20 protein-coding genes and 1 tRNA gene are annotated in these 25,010 nt (G+C 51.2%); 6 read left to right on the top strand and 15 right to left on the bottom strand.

The genetic code is table 11. The features are described from left to right. Positions 1-13: 13 nt before the first annotated feature. Together VCU37_RS05525 and VCU37_RS05520 are read right to left on the bottom strand one after the other, a co-directional pair. Complete coding sequence (locus tag VCU37_RS05525) at positions 14-1,741, bottom strand: ABC transporter ATP-binding protein (RefSeq protein WP_336249637.1); 1,728 nt, start codon at positions 1,739-1,741, stop codon at positions 14-16. 4 nt (positions 1,742-1,745) lie between these two features. Further along, positions 1,746-3,464, bottom strand: coding sequence for an ABC transporter ATP-binding protein/permease (locus VCU37_RS05520; protein ID WP_336249636.1), 1,719 nt, complete (start codon positions 3,462-3,464; stop codon positions 1,746-1,748). A 991-nt stretch (positions 3,465-4,455) separates the two neighbouring features. On the opposite strand from VCU37_RS05520, the gene VCU37_RS05515 reads away from it, so the two are divergent. The 3 genes from VCU37_RS05515 to VCU37_RS05505 are packed head-to-tail and all read left to right on the top strand — an operon-like array spanning position 4,456 to position 7,333. After that, positions 4,456-5,511 carry a FecCD family ABC transporter permease gene (locus VCU37_RS05515; RefSeq protein ID WP_336249635.1) on the top strand — a complete coding sequence of 352 codons (1,056 nt, stop codon included), beginning with the start codon at positions 4,456-4,458 and terminating at the stop codon, positions 5,509-5,511. Between the two features lie 12 nt (positions 5,512-5,523). Next, positions 5,524-6,522 carry an ABC transporter substrate-binding protein gene (locus tag VCU37_RS05510; protein WP_336249634.1) on the top strand — a complete coding sequence of 333 codons (999 nt, stop codon included), beginning with the start codon at positions 5,524-5,526 and terminating at the stop codon, positions 6,520-6,522. Between the two features lie 22 nt (positions 6,523-6,544). Beyond that, positions 6,545-7,333, top strand: a complete 789-nt coding sequence (locus VCU37_RS05505) for an ABC transporter ATP-binding protein (RefSeq protein ID WP_336249633.1) — start codon at positions 6,545-6,547, stop codon at positions 7,331-7,333. A gap of 99 nt (positions 7,334-7,432) precedes the next feature. Here VCU37_RS05505 and VCU37_RS05500 read toward each other — a convergent pair. The 13 genes from VCU37_RS05500 to uppS form a co-directional block, all read right to left on the bottom strand. Next, positions 7,433-7,508 (bottom strand) — tRNA-Asn (locus VCU37_RS05500). A 123-nt stretch (positions 7,509-7,631) separates the two neighbouring features. Next, positions 7,632-8,345 (bottom strand): septum formation family protein, encoded by a 714-nt coding sequence (locus VCU37_RS05495; protein WP_336249632.1) that lies wholly within the window; start codon positions 8,343-8,345, stop codon positions 7,632-7,634. A gap of 143 nt (positions 8,346-8,488) precedes the next feature. Continuing rightward, a complete protein-coding gene (locus VCU37_RS05490; protein WP_336249631.1) occupies positions 8,489-9,511 on the bottom strand; it encodes a PASTA domain-containing protein in 1,023 nt (340 codons plus the stop codon). Positions 9,512-9,605: 94 nt separating this feature from the next. Next, the gene (locus tag VCU37_RS05485; protein WP_336249630.1) at positions 9,606-9,731 is read right to left on the bottom strand and encodes a methionine/alanine import family NSS transporter small subunit; all 126 of its coding nucleotides are present in this window, start codon (positions 9,729-9,731) and stop codon (positions 9,606-9,608) included. A 9-nt stretch (positions 9,732-9,740) separates the two neighbouring features. Continuing rightward, positions 9,741-11,366, bottom strand: coding sequence for a sodium-dependent transporter (locus tag VCU37_RS05480; RefSeq protein ID WP_336249629.1), 1,626 nt, complete (start codon positions 11,364-11,366; stop codon positions 9,741-9,743). A gap of 159 nt (positions 11,367-11,525) precedes the next feature. Further along, a complete protein-coding gene (locus VCU37_RS05475; protein ID WP_336249628.1) occupies positions 11,526-12,341 on the bottom strand; it encodes a metal ABC transporter permease in 816 nt (271 codons plus the stop codon). After that, positions 12,338-13,075, bottom strand: a complete 738-nt coding sequence (locus VCU37_RS05470; protein WP_336249627.1) for a metal ABC transporter ATP-binding protein — start codon at positions 13,073-13,075, stop codon at positions 12,338-12,340. Before VCU37_RS05470 ends, VCU37_RS05475 begins: the two co-directional genes overlap by 4 nt. Beyond that, entirely contained in the window at positions 13,072-14,127 is a 1,056-nt protein-coding gene (locus VCU37_RS05465) for a metal ABC transporter substrate-binding protein (protein ID WP_336249626.1), read from the bottom strand. Before VCU37_RS05465 ends, VCU37_RS05470 begins: the two co-directional genes overlap by 4 nt. A 158-nt stretch (positions 14,128-14,285) precedes the next feature. Continuing rightward, positions 14,286-16,604 carry a putative bifunctional diguanylate cyclase/phosphodiesterase gene (locus tag VCU37_RS05460; RefSeq protein ID WP_336249625.1) on the bottom strand — a complete coding sequence of 773 codons (2,319 nt, stop codon included), beginning with the start codon at positions 16,602-16,604 and terminating at the stop codon, positions 14,286-14,288. A 63-nt stretch (positions 16,605-16,667) separates the two neighbouring features. Continuing rightward, entirely contained in the window at positions 16,668-18,506 is a 1,839-nt protein-coding gene (dnaG, locus tag VCU37_RS05455) for a DNA primase (RefSeq protein ID WP_336249624.1), read from the bottom strand. A 14-nt stretch (positions 18,507-18,520) separates the two neighbouring features. Continuing rightward, complete coding sequence (locus tag VCU37_RS05450) at positions 18,521-19,867, bottom strand: glycine--tRNA ligase (protein WP_336250059.1); 1,347 nt, start codon at positions 19,865-19,867, stop codon at positions 18,521-18,523. A 209-nt stretch (positions 19,868-20,076) separates the two neighbouring features. Continuing rightward, on the bottom strand, positions 20,077-21,012 hold the full coding sequence (locus VCU37_RS05445; protein WP_336249623.1) for a GHMP family kinase ATP-binding protein: 936 nt from the start codon (positions 21,010-21,012) through the stop codon (positions 20,077-20,079). Then, positions 21,009-21,743: a polyprenyl diphosphate synthase gene (uppS, locus tag VCU37_RS05440; protein WP_336249622.1), complete on the bottom strand. Its 735-nt coding sequence runs from the start codon at positions 21,741-21,743 to the stop codon at positions 21,009-21,011. The genes VCU37_RS05445 and uppS overlap by 4 nt, the downstream gene beginning before the upstream one ends. A 165-nt stretch (positions 21,744-21,908) precedes the next feature. On the opposite strand from uppS, the gene def reads away from it, so the two are divergent. From def to VCU37_RS05425, 3 genes are read left to right on the top strand one after another with little or no spacing between them, the layout of a single operon-like run. After that, positions 21,909-22,424 (top strand): peptide deformylase, encoded by a 516-nt coding sequence (gene def, locus VCU37_RS05435; RefSeq protein ID WP_336249621.1) that lies wholly within the window; start codon positions 21,909-21,911, stop codon positions 22,422-22,424. A 25-nt stretch (positions 22,425-22,449) separates the two neighbouring features. Beyond that, the gene (fmt, locus tag VCU37_RS05430) at positions 22,450-23,364 is read left to right on the top strand and encodes a methionyl-tRNA formyltransferase (protein WP_336249620.1); all 915 of its coding nucleotides are present in this window, start codon (positions 22,450-22,452) and stop codon (positions 23,362-23,364) included. Between the two features lie 8 nt (positions 23,365-23,372). Next, complete coding sequence (locus VCU37_RS05425; protein ID WP_336249619.1) at positions 23,373-24,971, top strand: RsmB/NOP family class I SAM-dependent RNA methyltransferase; 1,599 nt, start codon at positions 23,373-23,375, stop codon at positions 24,969-24,971. Positions 24,972-25,010: the final 39 nt, after the last annotated feature.

Raw genomic sequence — 25,010 nt, 5'->3', positions numbered from 1 at the left:
TATGGGTGTGACATTAACGCTCAATCTGGTCACCGAGGAGTTCAACGTAGCGTTCGTTAGCGAGTAAATCTTGGTGGGTTCCTTGGGCTTCAATACTGCCGTTGTGTAACAACACAATATGATCAGCAATGCTGATCGAAGCCAATCGATGGGCAATAACGATCGTGGTTCGATTATCTCTCAGGTTTCGTACGTTTGATGCGATAGCCCTTTCTAAGAATGGGTCAATATTGGCCAACGGCTCATCGAGAATGAGCATGGTTGGGTTACGTAAAAAGGCACGGGCGATACCAATGCGTTGACGTTCCCCGCCTGACAGGGTGGTTCCTCGGTCACCAACACGACTGTCTAACCCGCCAAGGGTTGTAACAAGGTGATCAATATTGGCCGCCCTGAGCGCAGCCCAGATGGCATCATCACTTGCCTCGGGTTTTGCCAGCGAAAGGTTCTGGCGAACCGTTCCTGCAAAAATGTGACAATCTTGTGGGACGAGTGCAAGCTGTTGCCGGTAGGCGTCAGGGTCATATCCACGAAGGTTTAATCCATCAAAACAAATCTGACCGGCATCTGGGTCAAGAAAACGCATCGCAAGATTGGCAAAGGTGGTTTTCCCCGCCCCAGACTGACCCACAATCGCGATGGATCGGGTTGGGCTTGCCACGAGACTGACCTGGTTTAATACCGGTTGAACGTCATAGGAGAAACTGAGATTATCGGCTACCAGAGTTTGGGGATGCCCCTCAACTTTGGATAGCCCGGTATCGGGTTGACTCGGGATGGGGTCCTCAGCATCAAGAATGGTGGTGATGCGTTTCGCACAGGCACCGATTTCACCGAGTCTGCCTAGCATGGCAACCAGCCCGACCGCGGGTGTCGTGCTCATACCGGCCATGACGATGGCCAACGGCAGCAGTGTGCTCTCAAACTGACCATCAAGCACCCATCCGGTAAGCACCACAAGCAGTATCGTTGTGCCAGTTGCAGTTGCGAGTTCGGCATAGGCCATTTCTATGGTTTTGCGGATAGTTTGGCGATTATTGATTCTTTGGACATGGACCGTGAGGCGCTCAATCTCATGTTGTTGTTGCGCAACCATGCCTAAGGAACGCAACTCACGCTGACCTTGGATGGCATCGAGTACTGCCACGCGCAACTGCACAAGTGCATCACGCAGGTGAGCCCCTTGCCGTTGTTGAAGCGGCATGAGCAATAACGGGAGTCCAATCATCGTGATTACAGGAAACAACATCACAAGTCCGGCTGGTCCAACAATGCTGCATAGCACAGTGATCACGATGACCGGATTGATAACTGCACAAATAGCTGTCGATGCGGTGTGGGCGTAGAACCATTCCAATTGTTCGGCATCACTCATCGCGGCCGAGGCAACATCTGCCGTTCGCTTGCCGTGCAATCCAAGCGGTGCGATACGTTTGATTGCCGCATAGAGATGAACTCTAAACGTGTGCAAAATGCGATAGGCGACTTCATGAGACCACCACACTTCTAATAGTGTGGTGAGGGCATGGCTGGCAACTAACACGATAAGCAGGCTTATCAAGCCGGTGAGTATGGCGTCGTTATCGACGATAAACCGAGTAGTTATCCAAACAGAGGTCATCGTCACACCCATGAAAGTGAGCTGAGCTAATGCAGTAACCACGGTTGATGCAATAAATAAGGGTGTGCACTCGCGAAGCTGGCGTACTAGCCGCATGATGGCTCTCAGCGTTTCATTCATCGTTCTACTCCGTTGCTTCGTGGGCGTGTGCAAGTTCTGACCAGGCTGAGTGAGGATCTTTTGCCAGTTCGACGGGATTGCCAGCACAGGAAACGTGTCCGTTAGCCATGACAATGACATGGTCTGTTTTTGCCGCGGTGTCGATCCGATGTGTAACCAAAAGTAGCGTCAGATTCGGTCTCGCCTCACGCAAAGCTGCTAATAGCATTTGCTCGGTTTGTGTATCAATTGCAGATGTCGATTCATCAAGAACAAGGACGGGCGTATTACGGATAAGTGCACGCGCTATCGCCAAACGTTGCTTCTGACCACCTGATAAGTTTTTTGCATGCTCAGTAATACTCAAATCTAAAATAGTTTGTTTACTTGTTAGAGTATTAGATTCATCGTGTATATGGTCTGCTTGAGCAATAGCCAGAACTTCAAGCATCATCTCTTCAGTTGCTTCTGGATTTGCAGAAAGTAGTATTTCACGTATTGTCCCGGGGAAAATAATTGGATCTTGGGGTACAAGTGCTATCGTTTCTGATATTTCAATATCATTAGGGGTATGATCATTTATCCTGATTGTCCCTTGAGTTGGAGTATCGAATCCCATAAGTAATCCAAGGGCTGTTGATTTCCCAGAACCAGAAAGTCCCACAAGGGCAGTAGATTGACCGTTTTCGATAGAAAAAGTAACTCTATCTATCGCCAATGATGATGAATCAATATAATGATACGACACATTTGAAAAATGAATATCAACTTGATTATGTGAAATTGTTTTTACAGGTGACTCTATTTTTGTTTTAGTAGATTTATCAAAAATAGCATTCATTGAAGTTAATGCAGAAATACCAAAGAAAGCCTCATGCCAACAAGCAGTTAACTGGTTGAATGGTCTGAACATTTCTACAGAGAGCATCGTAATTAAAAACATGTCTGATAATGGCAATGTTCCTGCCTGAACTTGGAATATCGCCATGATTACCCCGAGGGAAGGGCCCAATACCTTCATCATGCCGCTTAGCCCGCTCTCCCCCAGTGAAAGCCGAAGCTGGCCGAGTGTCGATGTAAGCAGTTGATGAGATTGTTTATTCAGTCGGACCCCATAGCTATCTGCAGCACCAAATGACTTTAATGTAGCCATACCCATCATGGCATCAATGAAATCTGCATTTAGTTCTTCATACGCAACCCAGTGAGTGTATCCACGCTCAGCAAGCGCTTTGTCCCATAAACGAGGAATCAATACAACACTCACTCCGCACAACAATAGAACAAATGCGATTGACAGGCTTATCTGGGCAATACCTATACTGAGGGTAGCTGCGACTACGGTTGTAACGATAATCTGAACAAAATACTTTATGAAGTAAGACTCAATAGCTTCCACACCATCAGTGACTACTGATTGTATAGTTCCTGAACGGCCATACTCCATACGCATAGGACCTTGGGAGTACAACTCTTTGATAAGCTCCGTACGTAAATTGTGTTTGACTATTAAACCGGCACGGTTTTGAAGGAGCTGCCCAATAACTCCAACAATTGGTCGAATCAAAAGCAACGCTACGATAATAACTACGAGTACGACAATACGAGAAATATTTCGTTGTCCTAGAAGTTCTGTAAAGAGATAGGCATTCAGTACCGCCACAGCAATAAATATTCCGTATGTTAATAATCCAGCAATAATAGATGGCAGCAACAGCCAAAAGGTAAGCTGTGCAGCTTGCATGATTTTTCGTTGTTTAGCAAACACGTCACTTCTCTCGTATCAATATTGACAGTTAAGTATGAGGCATCAGAAAATAATTAATATCTTCCTCTGGTAGCAGTGTTTCACGCCAACCTAGCTCGACAGCCGCATTAAAGAGGAATAAGCCATCAAAGATTGCCTATAAGCGAAGCCACTGACTCCCAGGCAAACATTATTCCTAACCTTCTGATTGAATGCGTAACAGCGAGGAGCATACGAGGCCAAGAGCCCCCCGCCCCTCAGCATCTTATGTCAAAACGCTGGGCCCAGTCTTATGAGATCGCTGTTTGACCATGATGCCAATTCGTCAGTGTGATCCGATCTGTAACCGTGCTCACAACCTCAACGATTTCGACGTCGATGCCCGCGGTCGCAGACTTCTTCAATTCTGCAGTGGTCAGTCACCAACCGACTATCACCAGCAAGGACGGATGCCAAAGACTGCATTTTAGGGAAAGGATGTACCCAGAGGATCGGTGCCATTGCAGAACCAGCATTACATAGCGATCCCTCCTTAAAAGCTCAATGCGTAAATTGGTAAATGATAGTTAAGGTGTCTTAACCTTACTATTATGATAAACAATCTCCAATCTATTATCTGGTATACGGCTCTGGCAAAAGAGCTCGATATAGCCCACCACCTCCTAGCACTGGGCACAGCTCCGATTGGGGTTAGCCCTGCTGATGCCTTTCCTGTGAAGGGAGCGAAACAGGCACGGCGCTTAACAGCGTTCTATTGATCACGTATGGCGACCCCTCCCACTTCTGTGTGCATCAGCCATTGCGACGGAAGAGAGGTGCTTTTAGGTAAAGCCAAAAAATAATTACGTATATCACCTATGGGGGAATTATCGACCTGTAGAGAATCCTATATTAATCGGAAGATTGCAATGATGGAAGAAAGAATATATTACAGGTATAGCAATTATGGAATTACATCAATAGACTATTCACTAACTAATAGGCATAGGTGAAAGTTGATTTTATGATAATACCCACTATCCACAGAATAGTACTCATCAGCGCACTTTTAATATTACTATTATTTTCAATAATTCTAGCTATTATGATTGGTGCTACTGATATTTCTATATCAGACACTCTAGATGGCCTAAGAATATATTTTTTTGGAGAAACCAAGCCATTCTCCATATCAACAGTAGATATTGAGATTATTAATGAAATTCGTTTGCCTCGTGCCTTACTTGGTACTATCGTTGGTGCCGGGTTAGGTATTTCGGGGTTAACCATCCAATCGCTTCTTCGTAATCCGTTAGGCGATCCCTACATATTGGGTATTTCTTCGGGTGCATCCACAGGTGCTGCTCTTGTTATTGTTCTCGGAGGAAGTAGCGAGTTGTTATCCACACTAGGTGTAACAGTTGGTGCATTCCTTGGGGCGTTAGCCGCGATTGTTGCGGTCGGTTTACTGGCTATCTCTGGAGGAAGAACCACACCTACAAGGATCATATTTGCAGGGATGGCGGTAACCTACTTCTTTTCAGCTATCACGAGTTTGATTACCTTGATGGCAAAGAATGCAGCGGGGACCAAATCAGTGATGTTCTGGACCCTGGGCTCACTTGGATCAGCTTCCTGGAAGGACGTGTCGACAGCTGGCACCGTCGTTTTACTCGCATTTATTCTTCTGCTCTTGTTAGGTCGCCGGATTGATCTCCTGGAATTAGGAGATGATACCGCCCGGTCTTTGGGTACAAACCCATCATTCTATCGAAACTTTCTCATCATAATTGTGGCCTTTACTGTTGCAACTTTAGTCTCACTCACCGGATCTATTGGGTTTATAGGGTTAGTTATTCCTCATCTAGCTAAATATTTAGTAGGTTCAGTAGCAAGGGTAAATCTACCCATATGTGCATTATTAGGGGCCTTACTCGTTGTTATCGCTGACACATTTACGCGAATGATTATCCGACCCGCCGAACTGCCCATTGGAATTCTCACCGCGCTTGTCGGCACCCCGATGTTGATGAGTCTGGTTAAAAACCGAAACGAATATCAATAGAGAGGTACGATCATGTCCAGAATCAAATCAGTAGCAATCACCACACTTATTCTTATGATAGGTTCACTATCAGGTTGTGGTTCAACTAATGAATCATCTACAGGTTCATCAGCTTCTACCAGCGAGTCTGTCACTACTCCAAAGACGGTTAAAAGCTGTAATCAAGAGATAGTGCTTAATTCAACCCCCCAGAAAGTAGTCTCACTTGGTGTTACCGGACTGGCATACCTAGTTGCGGCCGGAGCTGAACAGCACATCATTGCACGAGCCAATGAATTCGATGAGCCTCCTGCCGCCTGGATTGGCACACGTGCTGATAATATTAAAGTATTATCTGGTGATCTCTCATTAGAAGGTCTTGTTGGATTAGATCCCGACCTTGCGTATGGAGGTGGCTTTTCTCCCACAAACCTAACTCCCACTCAAGTCACAGAAAAGAAAATACCTGCTGTCGTTGACAATCCTGAGTGCCATTACTTTTATCCAGACGTACCCGAAAATGAATCTTTTGATAACATCTTGTCAGAAATAACCGAACTTGGACAACTACTGAATACTTCTTCAGAAGCTGATAAAACAGTTCAAGAATTAAAAGATCAAATTGATACTATAAAGAAAGAAAATCTAGGGCAAGGTAGATCTGTATCATATGCATATTATTTTGGTGAGGATACAGAGCTGTTTAGCTATGGACAAAAAGGTGTTATGGGTGAAATTAATGATACCCTCGGGATTCATTCAGCTATCGATCCAAATTATCACCCCCATCAAGGACCTATCGCACCAGAAGCCTTTGTTAAGTCAGATCCCGATATGATCGTAATACTCGAAGGAATGGGCGGTGCAACTAAAGAGTCTACACTTGATCGCTTAAAGGAGATTCCTGGATATAGCGAAATGAAAGCGGTCAAAAACAATCAGATATTTTTTATAGAATCGGCAGCAGCATATGCTTCCCCTGGCGCAATTTATGGCATGATCGAACTCGCAGATCAGATAAAGAAGAATTAACGCTTCAGAAGGTAACTACGGGATGGCTGATTTTCCTCTCACCGTAAGTCACGTATCGGTATATTTTGGAGGCTATCAGGCACTAAAGGATGTGTCATTCCAGGTTTCTTTAGGAAAGATTCTAGGTATTGCCGGACCAAATGGGTCAGGAAAAACTACGCTACTACGAACGATGTTTGGTGCACAGCCAGTCGCAGAAGGAGAGATCAAATTATCTGGGAAACCGATTGCCCAGCTTAAAACATCACAGGTTGGACGAGAGCTTTCCGTTGTTGCTCAATTTGAACATAACATCGCTCGTATGCGCGTTCTTGATCTTGTCTTATTAGGTCGCTCACCGCATCGCAAAGACATCCAGGGTTTCAGTCGTAACGATCAGGAGATTGCGGAGAACGTACTAGCTCAAGTTGGTATGGATACGTTCAAACATCGCTATTTCGACACCCTCTCAGGCGGTGAACGCCAGAGAGTACTCATTGCTCGTGGGCTAGCACAGGCATGCCCTTGTATGTTGCTTGACGAACCAACCAATCACCTCGATATCAAGTATCAGCATCAGATTCTCGCCCTTTTAAGAAATGTCATCTCAACTGGTGTAATCATTTTGCATGACCTCAATTTGGTCTCTCGATACTGTGATGAGGTTATTGTCCTTAGCAATGGTGAGATTGCTTGCCGCGGTCACCCACAAGAAGTTCTCACAACACGTATGGTCAAAGAGACCTACGGTGTAGATGCGATTGAAACGCATGACGAAGGCGTCAAGCAGTTTATTTTTAGAGGTGAAGTCTCAGCAGCAAGGCATATGTAGATGCCACCCTGGAAGCGCCAACAATCCATCAGCTCAAGGTGTTATTCAAGTACTTCCCGGTACAAAGCCATAAAAACCGCCCAGTTGGGCGGTTTTTTGTGGCTCCGAGGGTGGGACTTGAACCCACAACCTATCGATTAACAGTCGAGTGCTCTGCCAATTGAGCTACCTCGGAATAGGCAGACCAGTATTGCATAATACGGCCTTGCTGTCTACCACTTTACGATAAAAACAAAAACCGTAATCCATGGTCGTTGGACTAGGGTTACCGAATATCGTACTGAGAAAGGTATGGCGGCTAGGGCTGTGTGGATACGGCTGGGGCTGGGGCAACGGGTGGTGCTGGGTTCACGGCTCCGGCACGCATATCACCGGTCAATGGTTGGGTTCCCGACCCATCAGCCATCGCACTGCCAGAGACCATACACACAATCGTTCGGGCCCCTCCCGCCCATTCACGACGGGCAGGGCCGGTCCAATTCACGGTTAGCTCACGCCGTTGGGCCAGTGGTTGACCGATAAACTCTCCTACCAAAATCGGGCAGTGTTCACCAGCCAATCCTTGTAAACGTGACAGTTGAGGTGCTGGAGCATTGGGCCCGTCGTTCAAATCAATAAAACCAACCACTTGGGCGTGATGCTCACCATTACACGGCACTCCAGCAAAGGAGGTATGCCCATCTTCGCCCCGGTTTAGGTTTACGCACTCCCCTACTTGGGCAATAGGTTGACCACCGGTGCTGAGGTGATGGGCCAAACTCCGTTCCGCCTGGCCTTCGGGATGTGTACTGCCACTGGGTGATGGTTCGGGCCGTTCACTAATCGCACCCGTAATCGCAATGGCACTGGCGGCGTCACCCGATGCTGAAGCCCATGCCTGGGGCGTTTCGGAAGTACGCTCCCCCTCCACCACAGGCGCTGGCGCACCAGGTGCGCTGCACCCACTGATCAACCCGATCGAACTCACAAGGAACGTGAGCTCCACGATTCTGCACTTCACACCGTTTGCCATTCCCCTAGTATCCCACATGGCAAGCTCAAGACGGCGACCGGGTATCTGACACCAATAAAAACCATCACCCCAATCCGTACGGTGGCTCTAAGACAGGCAAGTCGAGGTCACCCATGCCGGCTGGGGTGATGGAAATCTCAGGATTAATTGTGATGAACACTCTCTAAAATCGGTTCAATCAAGGCATCTGAACGGCCTTGTGCATCAACCGGGACACGCACATCACAGAGCTGGCCAAAGCCGTACCAGGTCACTACACGCAACTTGCCTTCTGGTGAATCAACAATTGAAGATACAGCGGGCATATGCCCTGTCGAGTACCGTCCGCTGCGTTCTGGCACGCCGTAGCGCTGGGGCGCCCCAAGGAGGAGTTGATCAACCATACTGGCCGGAAGTGATGTGCCGTTGCGTGCGGTAATGGTCGAACAGCCCGCCGCAATCACCTGACCATTAGCCGTTCGCGTAGCATACCCAGACAGTGGCACCCCTTGTACCTCGGTTGTGTAGGGAGTGGTAGCTCCGGGTAGGGTCAGTGACCAAGACCCGAGGTTCACCGTGCGCGGCCCATCAAGTCGCGTAGAGCCATCAACCGAGATAGGCACCGGGGTTGGTTCAACAGGTGCCTCTTCCGGTTCTGATGAAGACGTCTTGCTCGGCTGAGGCGGGGTAGCTGGCATCGACGGCATCGGTGCAGTGTGAGCCGTACCAACACCTTTGATTTCAGGGAGCTTGACCTTGGCCACTGCGTTCTGGTCAAGGTGATAGCGGCTTTCTAACTCTTCACGAAGTAGATCCATGTCCACAGGTGCCTTGGTCGCCTCAGGCTCAGGTTTAGGTGGTTCAGCCGCGGCTTCGATCATGTCCAATACCCGCTGATCACCGCCAATAATGAGTTCAACAGGCTTTCCACGTGTGCTTGGCTCACCTTGCTTGGGAAGGTGATTCAGCACAGTACCCTCACCACCATTGGGAGACGTGTGCAGACGGTAGGTCAAACCCATCTCTCGTAACGTAATAATGGCCTGGACCCCGTCCATACCAATGAGGTCAGGCACAAGCACAACATTGCTGGACTCTGCATTAAGCATCTCCTCAGCACCTACCGGCAGGGAACACCCTGAACCCAATAAGGCCAATGGAATCAGCAAAGCAACCAAGGAACGCATACCCCTCTAACGTCACGCAGAGTTATTGGCTTGAGCTAAAAATAACTGACCGTCACATCATCTCTTGTGACGGTCAGTTATGCCTGTGCTGGGCTTAGTGTTCAGCGCGCTTTTGTGCTAATTCCCGGTTATGTCGCATCAGCATGAAAATCGTTGCACCAAGACCGCCCCAAAGCACCACGATTGAGAACAGCATCATTAAGAGAGCACTAATCGTCATCAAAATCACCTAGGCATTCGAGTCGTTGGTTGTGGCGGATATGCTCGCGTGGCCGCCGGTGGATTCGGCTTTGAGTTTTGCATCTCGTACCGCATTGAGATCCTTCGTGTCAATGGCAGGGTCCCAAGGTACGAATGAGAGAATCGCACTTGCAATCAGGAGGACGACAACAACGCCCCAGCCAAAGACGGCGACATACCAGTTCGGGTAGCCCTCATAGGGAGCTGACGCCTTGTTGATGAACTCAAGAACCAGAGAAACCCCGAGGAGTGCTGGTGTGATGGCACCCATGCAGACATGCCACCAGTATCCGACGTGATAGGTTCCATCTTCATTGAGGTGCTCACGAAGGACACTGAGTTTTCGAACACCCCAGGTCACAATCAATGTGGTGGTTAGCCCAGCAGCCAAAATGGCAAACGCATTGATGAAAGCATCTACGGTGTCAAGGGCGTATAAGCCAGAGGTCGAGCCAAAGACCATGATGGACACGATGGCTGAGGGGATCATGACCACGAGCACCGCAGGACGGCGACTCCACCCTGTCTTGTCAATAAGGGCTGCAATGGGTACTTCAAGGATGGAGACCATGGAGGTCAACCCGGCAAAGACAAGAGAGAAGAAGAACAAGCCGCCCAGGAGCTCCCCAGCCGGAGCTTGGTTAATAATGGCAGGGAAAGCAATGAAGGCTAACCCGATACCGCCGCTAACGACGTCACCAACATCGACACCTTGGGCACTGGCCATAAATCCAAGGGCAGCAAAAACACCGATACCAGCAAGCAGTTCAAAACCAGAATTAGCGAAGGCCGCAATGGCGGCAGGGCCGGTCATGTCTTCACGGTCACCGACGTAGGAGGCGTAGGTAATCATGATGCCAAAGCCCACACTGAGGGAGAAGAACACCTGGCCATAGGCAGCGACCCACACCTCAGGGTTGAACAAGGCAGCCCAGTTGGGGGTAAAGAGGGCGTTTAACCCCTGGCTAGCACCAGGAAGGAGAAGGGACTGAATCACAAGGGCAACGAAAATAACCACCAACAGGGGCATGAGTACAACACTGAGTCGTCCGATCCCGTTTGATACTCCGGCAACCATGATGATGATCGTGACGAGCCAGACAATGATCATCGGCCACATATCTTCGAGAACGGGGACAAAACTAAACTCAGGGGATTCAGCAACCTTGAGTACTTCACCAAAGAAGAAGGCGTTGGGATCTGCACCCCAGGCTTTCGTGAGGCTGAAGTAGGCATACTGACCGGCCCAAGCCAAAATTGCTGCGTAGTACGACCCGATGACGAGACACGTCAATACATTCCACCAGCCAAGCCATTCAGTTGATTTGGCTAAGCGACGGAATGCTAGCGGTGCGGAGGCGCGGAACTTGTGCCCGATTGCATATTCAAAGAATAAGAACGGAACACCGGCTGTAAATAGTGCAACCAGATAGGGAATCAGGTACGAGCCGCCACCGTTTTCGTAGGCAACATAAGGGAAACGCCAGATGTTACCCAGCCCTACCGCAGAACCAACCGCGGCGAGAATAAACATCTTTTGGGAATTGAATTGTCCGCGTTGTTCACCACTGTCAGACTCAGCGGTGGGAGACGGCGAAGAAGACGGATCTGTCATACACGTTCCTTGAATTGGTATTGAGCGGGAAAAACGTGCAGGGAGGGCCATAGCCATCGCCGCTGAAGACTATTGGCCCAAACTGCAAGAGGACAGGATAGTGGGAAAACCCTCATTCATCTGCCTTTAGTCTTCTTTTCCTCTTGTTTAGGCAAAGCGTTAGTGCAATCGACGAGCTGCACTGAATGCCGTTAGTACGAATATGCCAATCGTTATGAGGACCGTTGTTGCCCCTGGCGCTGAATCTGCGATCACGCTTGTAACCATTCCGACCACCGCACCGAAGACACCAAAAAGCACGCTCAGTCGACGAATGCGCGCGAATCCAAATGTGATGTTTCGAGCACTGCCAACGGGAATAACCATCAAACTTGCAACAAGCAAGACCCCGACTGTGCGCAGTGAAATAGCTACGGTGAGGGCCGCAGCGACCATCACGATGGTGTTGTATCGCCCGACATTGAGTCCTTGGGTTTGGGCCATTTCTGGATCAGCATGAACCGCAATCAACTGCGGCTGAAAGAGTGTCGTACATCCCAATACCAGCGCCGTGCATACCCCAATAATCCAGAGATCTTGATTGGTCACACTTGTCAGTGAACCAAAGAGGAAGCTACTCAGCCCAGCGGCACCAGCACCAGCTTTACCGGCGAGGACGACACCGGTAGCCAGGCCACCGTAAAACAACACTGCCAACGCGAGGTCCCCGTTGAGTTTGGTGCGTGTACGCGCCCATTCGATGCCAATAGCACCGAGTACACACACCACCATTGCGAGAGGTAAGGGGGCTGTGCCCGTCACGAGGGCTAACCCAACACCGGCAATGGCAAGGTGCCCAAGCCCATCTCCTAACATGCTCATTTGCCGTTGAACGATGTATACCCCCATGGCAGGTGCAAGCATTCCCGTCAATATTGCCGCAATGAGTGCACGAACGATGAATGGTGCGGTTAACAAAGCGATGATGTCGTTCATGTTGAACAGGCACCCCCAGCATCATGACCATGGTCATGGGCACCCGCATCAGGAATAGATGTGGGAATACCAGGCTGATCTGCCACAATATGACCATTGTCAAGCACGATGGCACGTTTCAATACCGCGGTAAGGGGGCCATGCCCATGGACAACGGCACACAAGGTCATCCCGTCATCTGCCAACTGGCTAAGGGTGCGTGCGATCAGTATCTGGCTTTGCACATCAACCCCAGATAATGGTTCATCTAACACCAATACTTCAGGGTCGGTGGCCAGAGCACGAGCGATCAATACCCGCTGACGCTGTCCGCCTGATAAATGACCAAAACACTGGCCAATAAGATCATCGATGCGGGCACGTTCAATGGCAGTACGAATCGCGAGTTGACTCGCCTTGCTGAATGGTCGCCCGATCTGTCGCATACCAACTCGACCGGTCTCAACGATCTCTTCAACCGTGCCAAGTTCAAGGCCAGGGCTTGGATGCTGGGGCACCCAGCCCAACCGTTTCCAGTCCTGCATGTCCCCGATTGGGGTACCAAAAAGCCGAACTTCACCGTACTGCACCCGTTGCAAGCCACAGATCGTTCTCACCAGCGTGGTTTTCCCTGAGCCATTAGCACCCATCAGGGCAACCCGTTCACCAGCATGAATCGTAAGTGAGACATCATGCAATATACGGTGGTCACCCAAGACCACATTGGCTTGGGTGACCTCAATAACAGGATTCAACAGTTATTCGCCTTCGCAAGCGCATCAATATTGGCCTGCATCACCTCAAGGTAATCTTTGCCAGGACTGTCTGGTGAAAGACTTTCTAACGGGTCCAAGGTGGCAACCTGAATATTTAAATCTTGAGCAATTGACTCGGCAAGCGCGGTCGTGGCGGAGGGTTCAGTAAAGACCGTTGTGACACCAGCGCGACTGATTTCTTCACGAATAGCATTCAAGCGTTCAGGTGTTGGCTCTGCATCAGGGTCAAGTCCTTTAATACCGATCTGGCGTAAATCGTACGCATCGGCCAGGTATCCAAAGGCTGCATGGGTCGTCACAAATGGTTTGATCGTGCACCGGTCAAGACGCCGATCCCACTCGTCATCACGAGCATCAAGCGTTGACGCAATGCGAGTAGCGTTCTCTCGATACATCGCCGCATTCGCAGGATCTTGTTCACTCAATGCCTCGGCCAGTTTGGGCGCAAGATCAGCAAGCTCGTCGGGATCTAACCAAAAGTGAGGGTCGACTCCGCCTAAATCATGATCATGGTCATGGTCATCATGATCATCATCACCATCGTCATGGTCATCATGGTCGTCATGGTCATCATGATCTGCCAGTTCAAGTCGGATGAGCTGGCGTAAATCAACCGCTTTGCCCTGGCTTTTTGCAGCAGCGTCATCAAAGGCCGGGGCCAATCCATTGAAATGAATGACCATATCGGCATCCATCACCTCTTGGACTTGGCTGGGTGACAACTCAATGTGGTGGGCATCTTGACCTGGGGCTACCAGATTGGTGATGGCCACATGGTCGCCACCGATTTCTTTCGTCAACCACTCAATCGGGTAAAGGGCAGTTGCAACGGTAACTTTGCCCCCCTTTACCCCATTGGCGTCAGCTGTCATAGGTTCACTTGAAGCTGATGATGGTGAAGGGGCTGTCGTTGTGACTGATGATGTGGGGGCAGGTACAGGTGTGGACTGGGTTGAGGATGGCGCTTGATTTGAACAAGCTGCCAATGCCGCAACCGCAACGATGCTAAGTAATCCAGTACGAGTGGACATGGTCTTCTCCTCTGTTCAGATTCTGCGATATATGGCGAATAGACCACTATAAAAATGTAGACGGAGAATACCTATGCCAGTTACTGCATGAACCTTTGCATCAACAGAGTGACTGACTGGTCAATAGGGACACACCAACCAGTCTGTGCACCTGGTGACTAGGCACCTTTGGACATACACCGTTTCCCGTCCAGGATTTGACCACGGATTCCCATCGCCTGTAACCCATACAGGGGTTTGGAGTACAAGAACCCCTGGGCCAGGCCATAGCCCAAACCACTCAACGTTTTCGCAACATCGTGGGTTTCGACCCCTTCGGCAATGGCGGGGAACTTCAACGCCTTGGTAATGGTCAGTACCGCAGCAGCCATCGTTTCATCTGGGTCTTCTACCCCATCAGACAGTTCACGAATAAATGCCTTATCAACCTTTAGCAGATCAACCGGGAACCGTGCGAGGTGTGCGAGCGAACTATATCCCGTTCCGAAGTCATCAATGGCGAGCTTGACTCCGAGTTCGTGGATTTCAAGCAGTTGATTACGCGCAAGCTCAGGGTCAGATTGCAAGGCTGATTCGATAAGTTCGATGACAAGCCAGTTCGGGTCAATGTTGGTTTCTTCAATGGCACGACGGATATTCTCAGTTACTTCGCCAGTGGCCAAGTCGATCGGGCTGACATTGACGGTGATCCACACTTGGTCTTCTTCAGGAAGCCCATGGTTGAATTGGCTAATAAACCGGCATGCACCGTTGAGTACGATCAGGTCAACTTCACGCACAAGCTTGGTCTTTTCAGCAAGCTCAATGAATGCTCCAGCTGAACGGATCGACCCGTCAGCGTCACGCCAACGTGCGAGGGTTTCAAACCCGGCAATCGTTCCTGTTTCAAGATTGACAATCGGCTGGTAGACCGGAATGATCCACCCGCGTTCTAACGCGTGGCGTAAGCGAACTTCGGCATCGTGCTGGCTCGAAATATAGTCAACGAGATCTTGGTCGAAGATGTAACAGGTATTACGCCCGTTCTCCTTGGCGGCGACCATCGCTGCATCAGCGTTACGCAACAAGGCAGCCGCATCCATACCTTCGGTGCCGTTGTATTGGGCAATACCGATACTCGCGCCAAGGAACCACTCTTTATTGTGGACAAAGAAGGGCGGTGCAAGTTCAGCAATAATGCGTTCACCAACAGCAATGGCATCGGTTTCTTTTGGATAGCCAGGCAAAATCGCAACGAATTCATCACCACTTACACGGAAGAGTTCGTTCTCCTCACCCAAGATTTTGGTGATGCGTTGAGCGACAAGACGCAATACCTCATCACCTGCGGCGTGCCCGGCTGTGTCGTTGACAACTTTGAATCGGTCAAGGTCGATATAGAGCACACTCAAGGGCTTTTGTTTTAATTCGTCACTCAGTCGATCATGTAACGCTTTGCGATTACGCAACCCGGTAAGGGAGTCTTTAAAGGCATAGTTGGCCAGTGAGGTGCGTTCAGTGTCCGCGATGCGCTGAATGATGAGCTCTTTGCTTAAGAGGGCAGCTAACCGGCCGGCAACTAAGAAAGAAACGGCAAGACCAGCAACCAAGACCGGCCCACCACTTTGCCAAGAGTCAAAGAAAATGACCATCCCAGCGACGGTTACAGGTAGGGCCACCGTGGTAATCAGGGTCCAGTACTTAAAGCGTTTGGAACCAATTTCAAAATAGGGATTGCCTAACTGAGTTCCACTAATGGCGCCCAACAAACTCAAGACAAGTAGAGAATCACCCGGCTGAGGCAAGGAGGCATAGTTCATCAACCCCAATGCACCAGCAAACTCCAATAGGCCGGTGACACAAATGGTGGCACCGTATAACCGGCCAAAGGCTGAACTAATCCTCAGCGCAATACCGAGATGGAATCCAAAGGCAATACATGCACCCGCAACGACCAAGTGAATAGCGGTAAACCATGTTGGGGTGAACTTGAATACTGAATAGAAAATCTGCCAGAGCAGGAGTGAAACACCCGCTGTCAAGCCGATTGAATCTAAAAACCACGGACGAAGACTGAAGCGATCTGCCTCGTACACAAACATGCCGGCTGCACCAAGTTGGACAACCCGAGCAAAGGAGTTCATACCTTCTTTGACGACCCCGGGCACATTGGCTTCAAGGAACGGCGAGTGAATGCCCAAGCTGATGATCTCAATGAGCACACTGGCAATGAATAGAAACATCCACCGTTGCATGGTCCGTTCTCGGCGGAAGCGCATGGCAACCATACCAAGTGCCAAGATTGGAATGGTGTAGCCCAAAAACATTGGAACGAAGGAGGGTAACACCGATGTACCAGAGTCTTCCCACAGACCAAGTAACCAGGTGACCGCACACACACAGATCAACAAAATCCCAGTGGATGTGATCTGTTGGTTCGGACGATACGCCGGATAGGACCGGCGGTACCCAGTCGATGTTCTATCCTTTCTAGCCATTGATTGGAGCATAGGCCCCTGTCCTTAATCGTCTAACGCACTGTATGCAGATGCAGTTTCACATTAACCACTCATAGAACGCCACTTTTGATTCAGTGCTTGTGCTTTAAGCATGAGATCAGTGCGTTCTTGTCCTTGAGCGAATTCAATTGCGTTCAGTACGTCCTGCCATTGTCGTCTTACCAGGGCACGCTCCAAACTTGTTTGAAGCTGTGCTGCCTGTTCACTATCGGTCACGAACGATTCCGCCGTAACGAGCGCCCGAACACGGTCACGAGCCTCGTCATTGGGCATACGTTCTATGAGTTCATCGAAACTTATCGACTGCTGAACAGCTTGGATAACCTGTTTACTGAGTTCAGTTGTGAAATGTTCCGCAGATACTGTAATCCAACTCGGGTTTTGAAGAGCAGTTTGGATCGCCATTCGTTCAAGGTGAAGCTGGGCGTGCCGGGCTTTGTCCTGGGTTGGATGGTCAGCCTCACCGTATCCGGTGTTCGGGATCGACGCCCCAACGGGAGGCGGTGCCGTGGTTCTTGCGGTACGTCGTTGTTGGCGGTGAAGGGGGTAGGTCACATTCAATTCATCTTCAATACGCTGCCCGGGGATACCCACAACGGGGGCAACATAGTCAAAAATATATTGGTAGCGCAGGTCCCAACTCTCTAACTTGCCAAGTAACGGGAATGTGGATTGGTACGCTGCCCGACGCTGTTCTGGCGTGTCAAGCTGGGCATGGTCCAAGAGGTATTGGATTTGGAATGCAACTGCACTGACACGCAATGCCAAGGCGTTGGTAGTTCCTTCTAACCCCCGTTCATTGGCGAGGTCAGCGGGGTCGAGACCTTCGGGTAGTTTAACGATACCCAAGTCAGAAACGCCCGTTTGGGCTGCTAATTCCCGAGCCCGTTCTGCCGCTTGCATACCTGCGTCATCAGGGTCAAGGCACAACGTGATTGCGGTGTCGAGCCGTTCAAGCATCGCAAAATGTTCACCAGTCAATGCGGTTCCACAGGTTGCAACCACATTCTCAATACCAATTTGGGCAAGGCCAATCACGTCCATATAGCCCTCAACAACGTAGACATTATTGGCCTTGACGATGGCACGCCGCGCTTGAGCCAGCCCAAATAACACTCGACTTTTGTCATAGACCTCATTCTTAGGACTATTGATGTATTTCGGACCGGGGCCATCTTGCATTACCGTCACCCGTTGGGCTTCAGGAACAATACGGCCGCCAAAGGCCACCACGTCCGTTCCACCCCGATCTGCAATGGGATACATGACCCGTGCCCGGAATCGGTCGATTGGCCCGTGTCGCCCTCGTGTTGATAGGCCGGCCGATTCAAGATCATCAATACTGGCACCCTTGCCCATCAAGTAGGTACTCAGTCCATCCCACTGGTCTGGCGCCCACCCAAGATTCCAATGATCAATCGCCGCATCTTGGATATGGCGTTTACTCAAATACCGACGAGCTGATTCTCCGTCGGGGCCTAATAACTGCTGATGATAAAAGGTTGCCGCTTCTTGGAGTAACTCACGCAAACGCGTGCGTTTGCTCTGGGCGTGTGCCTGGCGAGTGGACTGGCGTTCATAGTGCAACGTCACCCCAAATTGGGCAGCCAACCGTTCCACAGCCTCAACATAGTTGAGCCCTTCAAGTTCCATCAAGAACGTAAAGGCGTTACCACCAACGCCACATCCGAAACAGTGGTACACCCCTTTTGTGGCGTCCAAGCTGAATGACGGGGTTTTTTCATTGTGAAAGGGGCAGCGCGCCATGAAGCGCCCTGGCCCACTTGCCTTCAACTCGGTGTGCGGGCGAACCACCTCATCTAACCGGATCACATCTTTAAGCCGGTCAATGTCTGCTTCGTTAATCCGCCCCTTGCCCATAGGCGCAGTCTAGATCATTTGACAACCGCACGAGCTTGGTCGAACTGGTCCTTCAAATAGGACACCAGCCGATCAATGGCGACTCGTTCTTGGGTCATTGTGTCACGATCACGTACCGTGACCGCACGGTCTTGCTCGACTGTCTCAAAATCCACGGTGACACAGAACGGAGTACCAACCTCGTCTTGGCGACGATAGCGACGCCCAATCTGGCCGGCATCGTCATAGTCCACATTGTCAAAGTGGGGCTTCAACAACGCATTCACTTCTTGGGCAGTGGGGACCAGTGTGTCTTTACGACTCAGCGGTAACACCGCTACCTTGACCGGTGCAATGTCGGGATGGAAATGCAAGACGGTACGGGTTTCAGTCCCACCTTTGGCAGTTGGAACATCTTCAGCGTCATAGGCGTCCACCAAGAATGCCAGCACGGCACGGTCCAACCCACACGCCGGTTCAATTACGTTGGGAATATACCGTTCGTCTGCAGCCTGGTCGTAATACGTCAGGTCCTTGCCAGAGTGCTCATGGTGCTGGGTCACATCGAACTGACCACGATTGGCAACACCTTCAAGTTCACCCCAACCCATGGGGAACTTGTATTCAAAGTCCACCGTGCCTTTGGAATAGTGACTTAATTCATCAGGCAGGTGGGGACGAATACGAATGTTCTCTGGACGGATGCCGTAGTTCAGCCACCAGTCATAGCGGGTACGAATCCAGTAGTTATGCCATGCTTCATCGGTGCCTGGCTTACAGAAATACTCCAATTCCATCTGCTCGAACTCACGAACCCGGAAAATAAAGTTTCGTGGTGTAATTTCATTGCGGAACGACCGGCCAATCTGACCAATCCCAAAGGGAATCTTCTTCCGACTCGTCAGTTGAATGTGGTTGTAATCAACGAACATCCCTTGGGCCGTCTCAGGCCGGAGCCACACCTGGTTAGCACTATCCTCAGCTGGCCCAACAAAGGTTTTGAACATCAAGTTAAAGTCACGCGGTTCAGTGAAGTTATTAACCATGCCGCAGTTGGGGCAATACAGCTCCCCATCCTTATTGGTCGGCAATTTATCCTGGCGTTGCCGTGAGTTGCAGTTCTTGCATTCAACAAGCGGGTCGGTGAACCCACCAACGTGCCCACTCGCTTCCCATACCTTCGGATGCATCAAAATAGACGCTTCAAGGGGAACCACATCATCACGAAGCTGGAACATATGGCGACGCCAGGCATTACGCACATTGTCTTTAAGCGCCACACCTAAGGGGCCATAATCCCACGCGCCACGCAGACCACCATAGATCTCTGAGGACTGGAAAATAATGCCACGGCGCTTACACAATTCCACGATCGTTTCCATCGTGGTCCAGTGATCGGTTACCTCATCAGGTGCGTCAGCAGGAACGAGCGGAAAATCCGGGTCAAAAGCAGGGGGTTGGTGGGCGTCGGTGGTCACAAGGGGCCTTTCTACACAATTGAAATCAGCGCATGAGTCTATCGGGTTTAGCGCATATATGTCGTGTGATCTGCATGTGGTGAGGAAGTCGAACCGGCACCATCATGGGGTATTCATGCGTGTGTAAGCGGACCTGCAAGGTCAGGGGTGGCAGTAGCAACGGGGTACCCTGTTTCGGCTGCCAGGATGGCAGTCAGTTCTTGTAACCGACTCGTGTGTGCCCGATGCGTTGTGTCACAAATGACGGCACTCAGCGTGCCAGAATGGCCGATGATGACGCCTAATCCGTCATAGGCTTGCCCAATAGCGTTGACGAGGTCCCAATGCGGTGTGTGAATTCGGTCTTGGGCTAGCGAGCCGCTCTCGGTGGCAAGTCTGCCCATTGTCGGCAGGTGTTGGTCAGTCAGCGCCGTCTGCATTGCCTGGAGTAACCGGTCAGCTTCTGGCTGTGGCGTGCTTTCTGGTTGATGCACCGTCTCCAGTGAGGCCGATGGGATCACGGTGACAAATGCAACCGGAGGGGTGGCTCGGTGGGTTCTCAGGACCTGAGCCTCATCTAAGGTGGCGGTAACGAGACCGGGATACATGATCGCATCGGTGGCTTCTATCGAAATGGCCATGGCATGCATGTCAGGTGGTGAGATAGGTGCATGGGCGGCTTGGCCGATAGCGGCACTGAGGGCGACAAGATCACTGGTCGATGAGGCAAACCCTTTGCCTTCGGGGACGGGTGATTGCACTCGCACCTCAATATGGTCCAGTGGAATATGGTTTGTGGCGGCCACCTGCTGAAGGATTTGTACCGCTTTGGGTTGAAGCGGTATCTCCTCATCATCCGCCGCCCAATGCGGCGGTCGGTGTTTGGATTGTGGATACGGGCCGGGCTGGGGATGAAGGGTAACCGTTGCCTGGGTTCGCCAGGTCACCGGACATGTGACCTGTACCCGACCAAAGGTTGGGTGATGCACTTGGAGCCACTCCCCTACGGTGGCGGCAACAGAAACTGTGGCGGTTTGTAGAAGGGGCTGCCCAACCTGTCCAATACTCACCCGTTAAGCCCCCCAAATCGGCGACTCCGCTGTTGGAATACGGAAAGCGCGTGCCAGAGGTGCTCGCGTCGCCAATCTGGCCACAAGGTGTCATCAAAAACCAGTTCTGCATAGGCCGCTTGCCAGATTAAAAAATTGGACGTGCGGTGTTCCCCACTTGAGCGCACAAGTAAATCAACGTCGGGCGCATCGGGCGCATATAAATGATCCTTGAGGGTGCGTTCACGAACCTTGCTCGGGTCAAGTTCGCCATTCGCCACCTTGGCCACAATGGCTTGTAACGCATCAACAATCTCAGCCCGACCACCATAGTTAAATGCAATTTGGAGGGTCATACCGGTGTTATCGCGGGTGCGTGCTTCGATGTCATTCATAATGGCAATAAGCCCACGAGGAATAGGAAATACGCGTCGCCCGATAAATCGCACCCGTACATTGCGTTCATGGAGTTCATCTCCACGACGCTTAAGGAGGTCCCGATTGAAGTTCATGATGAACTTCACTTCAGCAAGGGGTCGTTTCCAGTTTTCCGTTGAAAAGGCATAAATGGTCATCCAGGGCAACCCAACGGCCAGGGCACCTTCAATCACATCAAAGAGAGCAGCCTCACCCGCAGTATGGCCGACATGTCGGGGTTCTCCTCGCTCCTTGGCCCAACGACCGTTCCCATCCATAATGATGGCTACATGGGTTGGAATCGCGCTCAGATCTATATCAGACAGGCTGGTCATGGGGCCAGATTACTTGGCATACCAGCCCGATTGAATGCTCACTCAGAACAGACTCGCACAGCGCCACCACACCGTCAGTGAGGTATTCGGTGATAAGGCACCCTTAATCTGTCAGGTTGAGGCAGACTAGGGAGCTAACCAATCTGACAGCAACGGGGAGGATTCATGGCAATTTTGCCGGTACGACTATTTGGTGATCCAGTATTACGCCAAGAAGCTCGCCCTGTAGAAACCTTTGATGACCGGCTGCGTGCCTTAGCCGACAACATGATGGAAACAATGAAAGCCCACAATGGGTTGGGGTTAGCTGGCAACCAAGTTGGAGTGCTCCAACGTATCTTCACATGGGAGGAGCCAGACCTGGAAGCCCAAGGGGCGGTGATTAACCCGCTCGTGGAGTGGACCAGTGAAGAACAACAAGAGGGCGATGAGGGGTGTTTAAGTTTCCCTGGCCTGTTCTACCCCACCAAACGACCCCTAGAAGTGGTCATGAAGGGGCTGGATCCACATGGTGAAGAGCTGACCTTGGAAGGCGCCGGACTCTTGGCACGCATCATTTTGCATGAAATAGACCACCTCAACGGAGTGCTCTTTATTGACCACTTGGCACTCCATGACCGTAAGGCAGCCATGAAACGAATCCGTGCCGGTGAACTTGAACAAAACCAGTTGCGGCTGTAATTGACAACCTGACGAAAAGACTCTTATGCGTATCGCTTTTTTTGGCACACCGGACCCTGCGGTTCCTAGCCTCTCCGCTTTTATCGACGACTCCGACATCGACGTTGCTGCCGTTATCACCAACCCAGATCGACCAGCCGGACGCGGCCACAGACTGACGCCACCACCGGTAAAGATCGCCGCCTTAGACGCTGGTCTTCCGGTCTTTCAGCCAGACCAGCCGTCACAGATACGTCAAGAGCTCATTGCAATGCGCCTCGACGCAGCGGCAGTGGTGGCCTACGGTTCTATTTTGAAACCAGACATTCTTGAGTCAAGTGGTCACGGCTTTGTCAATCTTCACTTTTCCTTGCTCCCAGCCTGGCGTGGTGCCGCTCCGGTGGCATTCGGCATCGCCCACGGAGACACGGTTGGTGGGGTAACGTGTTTTCGCCTTGATGCAGGTATGGATACTGGAGATATTCTCACCCAGTTACCTATTCAGATTGATCCCGATGAAACGGCTGGTGCGTTAACCGAGCGGCTAGCGATTCTCGGTGCACCAGAGCTTGTGCGTGCGGTGCGTGGACTTGTGAATGGCGCTATTACTCCCCAGCCACAAGCACATGACCTGGCAACCTATGCAGCCAAAATTAGTTCTGAAGATGCTCGCATCGACTGGACGTTGCCCGCTGCAGTCATTCACAATCGTGTGCGCGCCTATAACCCGCTGCCGGGGGCACATACCAGTATCCAAGGGGCACGCTTGAAGGTGCATGCAACCCGGCTTACCACCGGTTCAGGGCAGCCCGGCCATATTCTCCGAGAAGACAAGGGATTCCCTGTTGTTGCCTGTGGTGAGGGGGCTGTCACGTTGGTTACCGTCCAACCGGCCGGGAAACCTCGTATGGCCGGTGATGCCTGGGCTAACGGCTACCAGCCTGACCGATTGGGCGATTAAAGGACATCATGAGTGGGATTGGCGACCAACGCCCTAAACGCAAGGCTGTACGCAAATCAGTGTCAGCAAAGTCACAGCGTGCGGACCAGTACAAAGCTGCAAAATCGACACCCACGAAGGCAGAGGGTGGAAAAAAGCAGACGACGGGATCGGGTAACCGTGCATCAGCGACCGGTTCCGGACGTAAGGGTCATACCGCCGACACACGCCGTACTTCCCACCCTGCTCAGTCACGCCACTCGCAGCGCCAGCCAGGGCGGATGCCAAGTGCAAGAACAACGGGTCATAATAAAGGGAGCGGGGTGCGGACCCGTCGGTTAGCAGCGAGTGTCCTTGCCCGAGTTGAACGTGACGATAGTTGGGCAACCCCTATCCTCGATGAGGCGTTGACACAAACCGACTTGGATGGGCGTGATAAGGCTTTTGTGTCCAACCTGGTATTTTCAACGATTCGGATGCAGGGCACCCTCGATGCGGTCCTCAATCAGGTATTACATACCCCGATCGACCAGCTTGACCCCCAGGTTCGGGCAACCCTACGAGTCGGAACGTGGGAACTCCTCGCCGGACATGCCCCAGACCATGCGGTGGTGAAAAGCCATGTGGATGCCATCGCCAAGGCGTCAAAGAGTCGGCATTTTGTCGGCTTTACTAACGGTGTCTTACGTGGGGTAATCCGCCAGCGCCAAGATTTTGACTGGCTTGGGGCAACCACCTTTCCCCATGATCGAGCGATGGCATTTGGGCTTGGCTATCCCCTATGGGTGGTTGAGTTCGCCCGAGAGCGATTCGGTGATCGTGCACAGCGCGTATTAGAAGCATCCAACACGCCAGCACCAACCATATTGCGTGCTATTGGGAGTGTTGACGCACTCTTGAACGATATGCACGATGCTGGTATCGAGGTGACAGCCCATCAGCACATTCCAGGAGCATTGGTGGTCCGTACGCGTGGCCGTGGTGGTGATTTACCTTGGGTTCAGCAAGGTCGAGCCGTCATTCAAGATGCAGCGAGCCAAGCGGTGGTACTCGCGGCGGTTGATGCCATGAATGCCGGTGACCGAGCGGTTGATCTGTGCGCTGCGCCCGGGGGGAAAACAATTGCTCTCGCGCAACATGATGTAGCTGTTCAAGCCAATGACCTGCACGATTTTCGATTGCAGCGCCTGCGTGATATGGCTGACCAGTTTGGATTGACCATTCCGATCACCGTGGGAGATGCCCGCACGTTCACACCTGAGGGTGGACTTGTTGACCTTGTACTTCTTGATGCACCATGTTCTGGCCTTGGAGTGATGCGTCGCCGCCCTGAAATCCGTTGGCGCCAACAGCCCGACGACATCACGGGGTTGGCTACCTTGCAGGGTGAGCTTTTCGATGCGGCGGTCAGGATGGTTAAGCCTGGTGGCAAACTGGTGTATTCCGTGTGTACGTGGACAACGGCTGAAACCGATGACGTGGTTCGTACCGCCCTTACCCGCCACCCCAATGTGAGTGTGCAAGGGGTACCGATTGATGTCGGCACCAACACCGAGTTTGGGGTGCAACTCGCCCCCGATACCGATGAAACGGATGGCATGTATATCGCCGTATTTCGAGTGGAGTAAGGGCAAGGCACGGGCAGATACAAGAACGGACGCCAGGGG

The organism is Stomatohabitans albus, from assembly GCF_036336025.1.
Taxonomy (GTDB): Bacteria; Actinomycetota; Nitriliruptoria; order Euzebyales; family Euzebyaceae; genus Stomatohabitans; species Stomatohabitans albus.
Note: the sequence above shows the minus strand (reverse complement) of the source record. Positions and strands in the feature narration are given on the sequence as shown.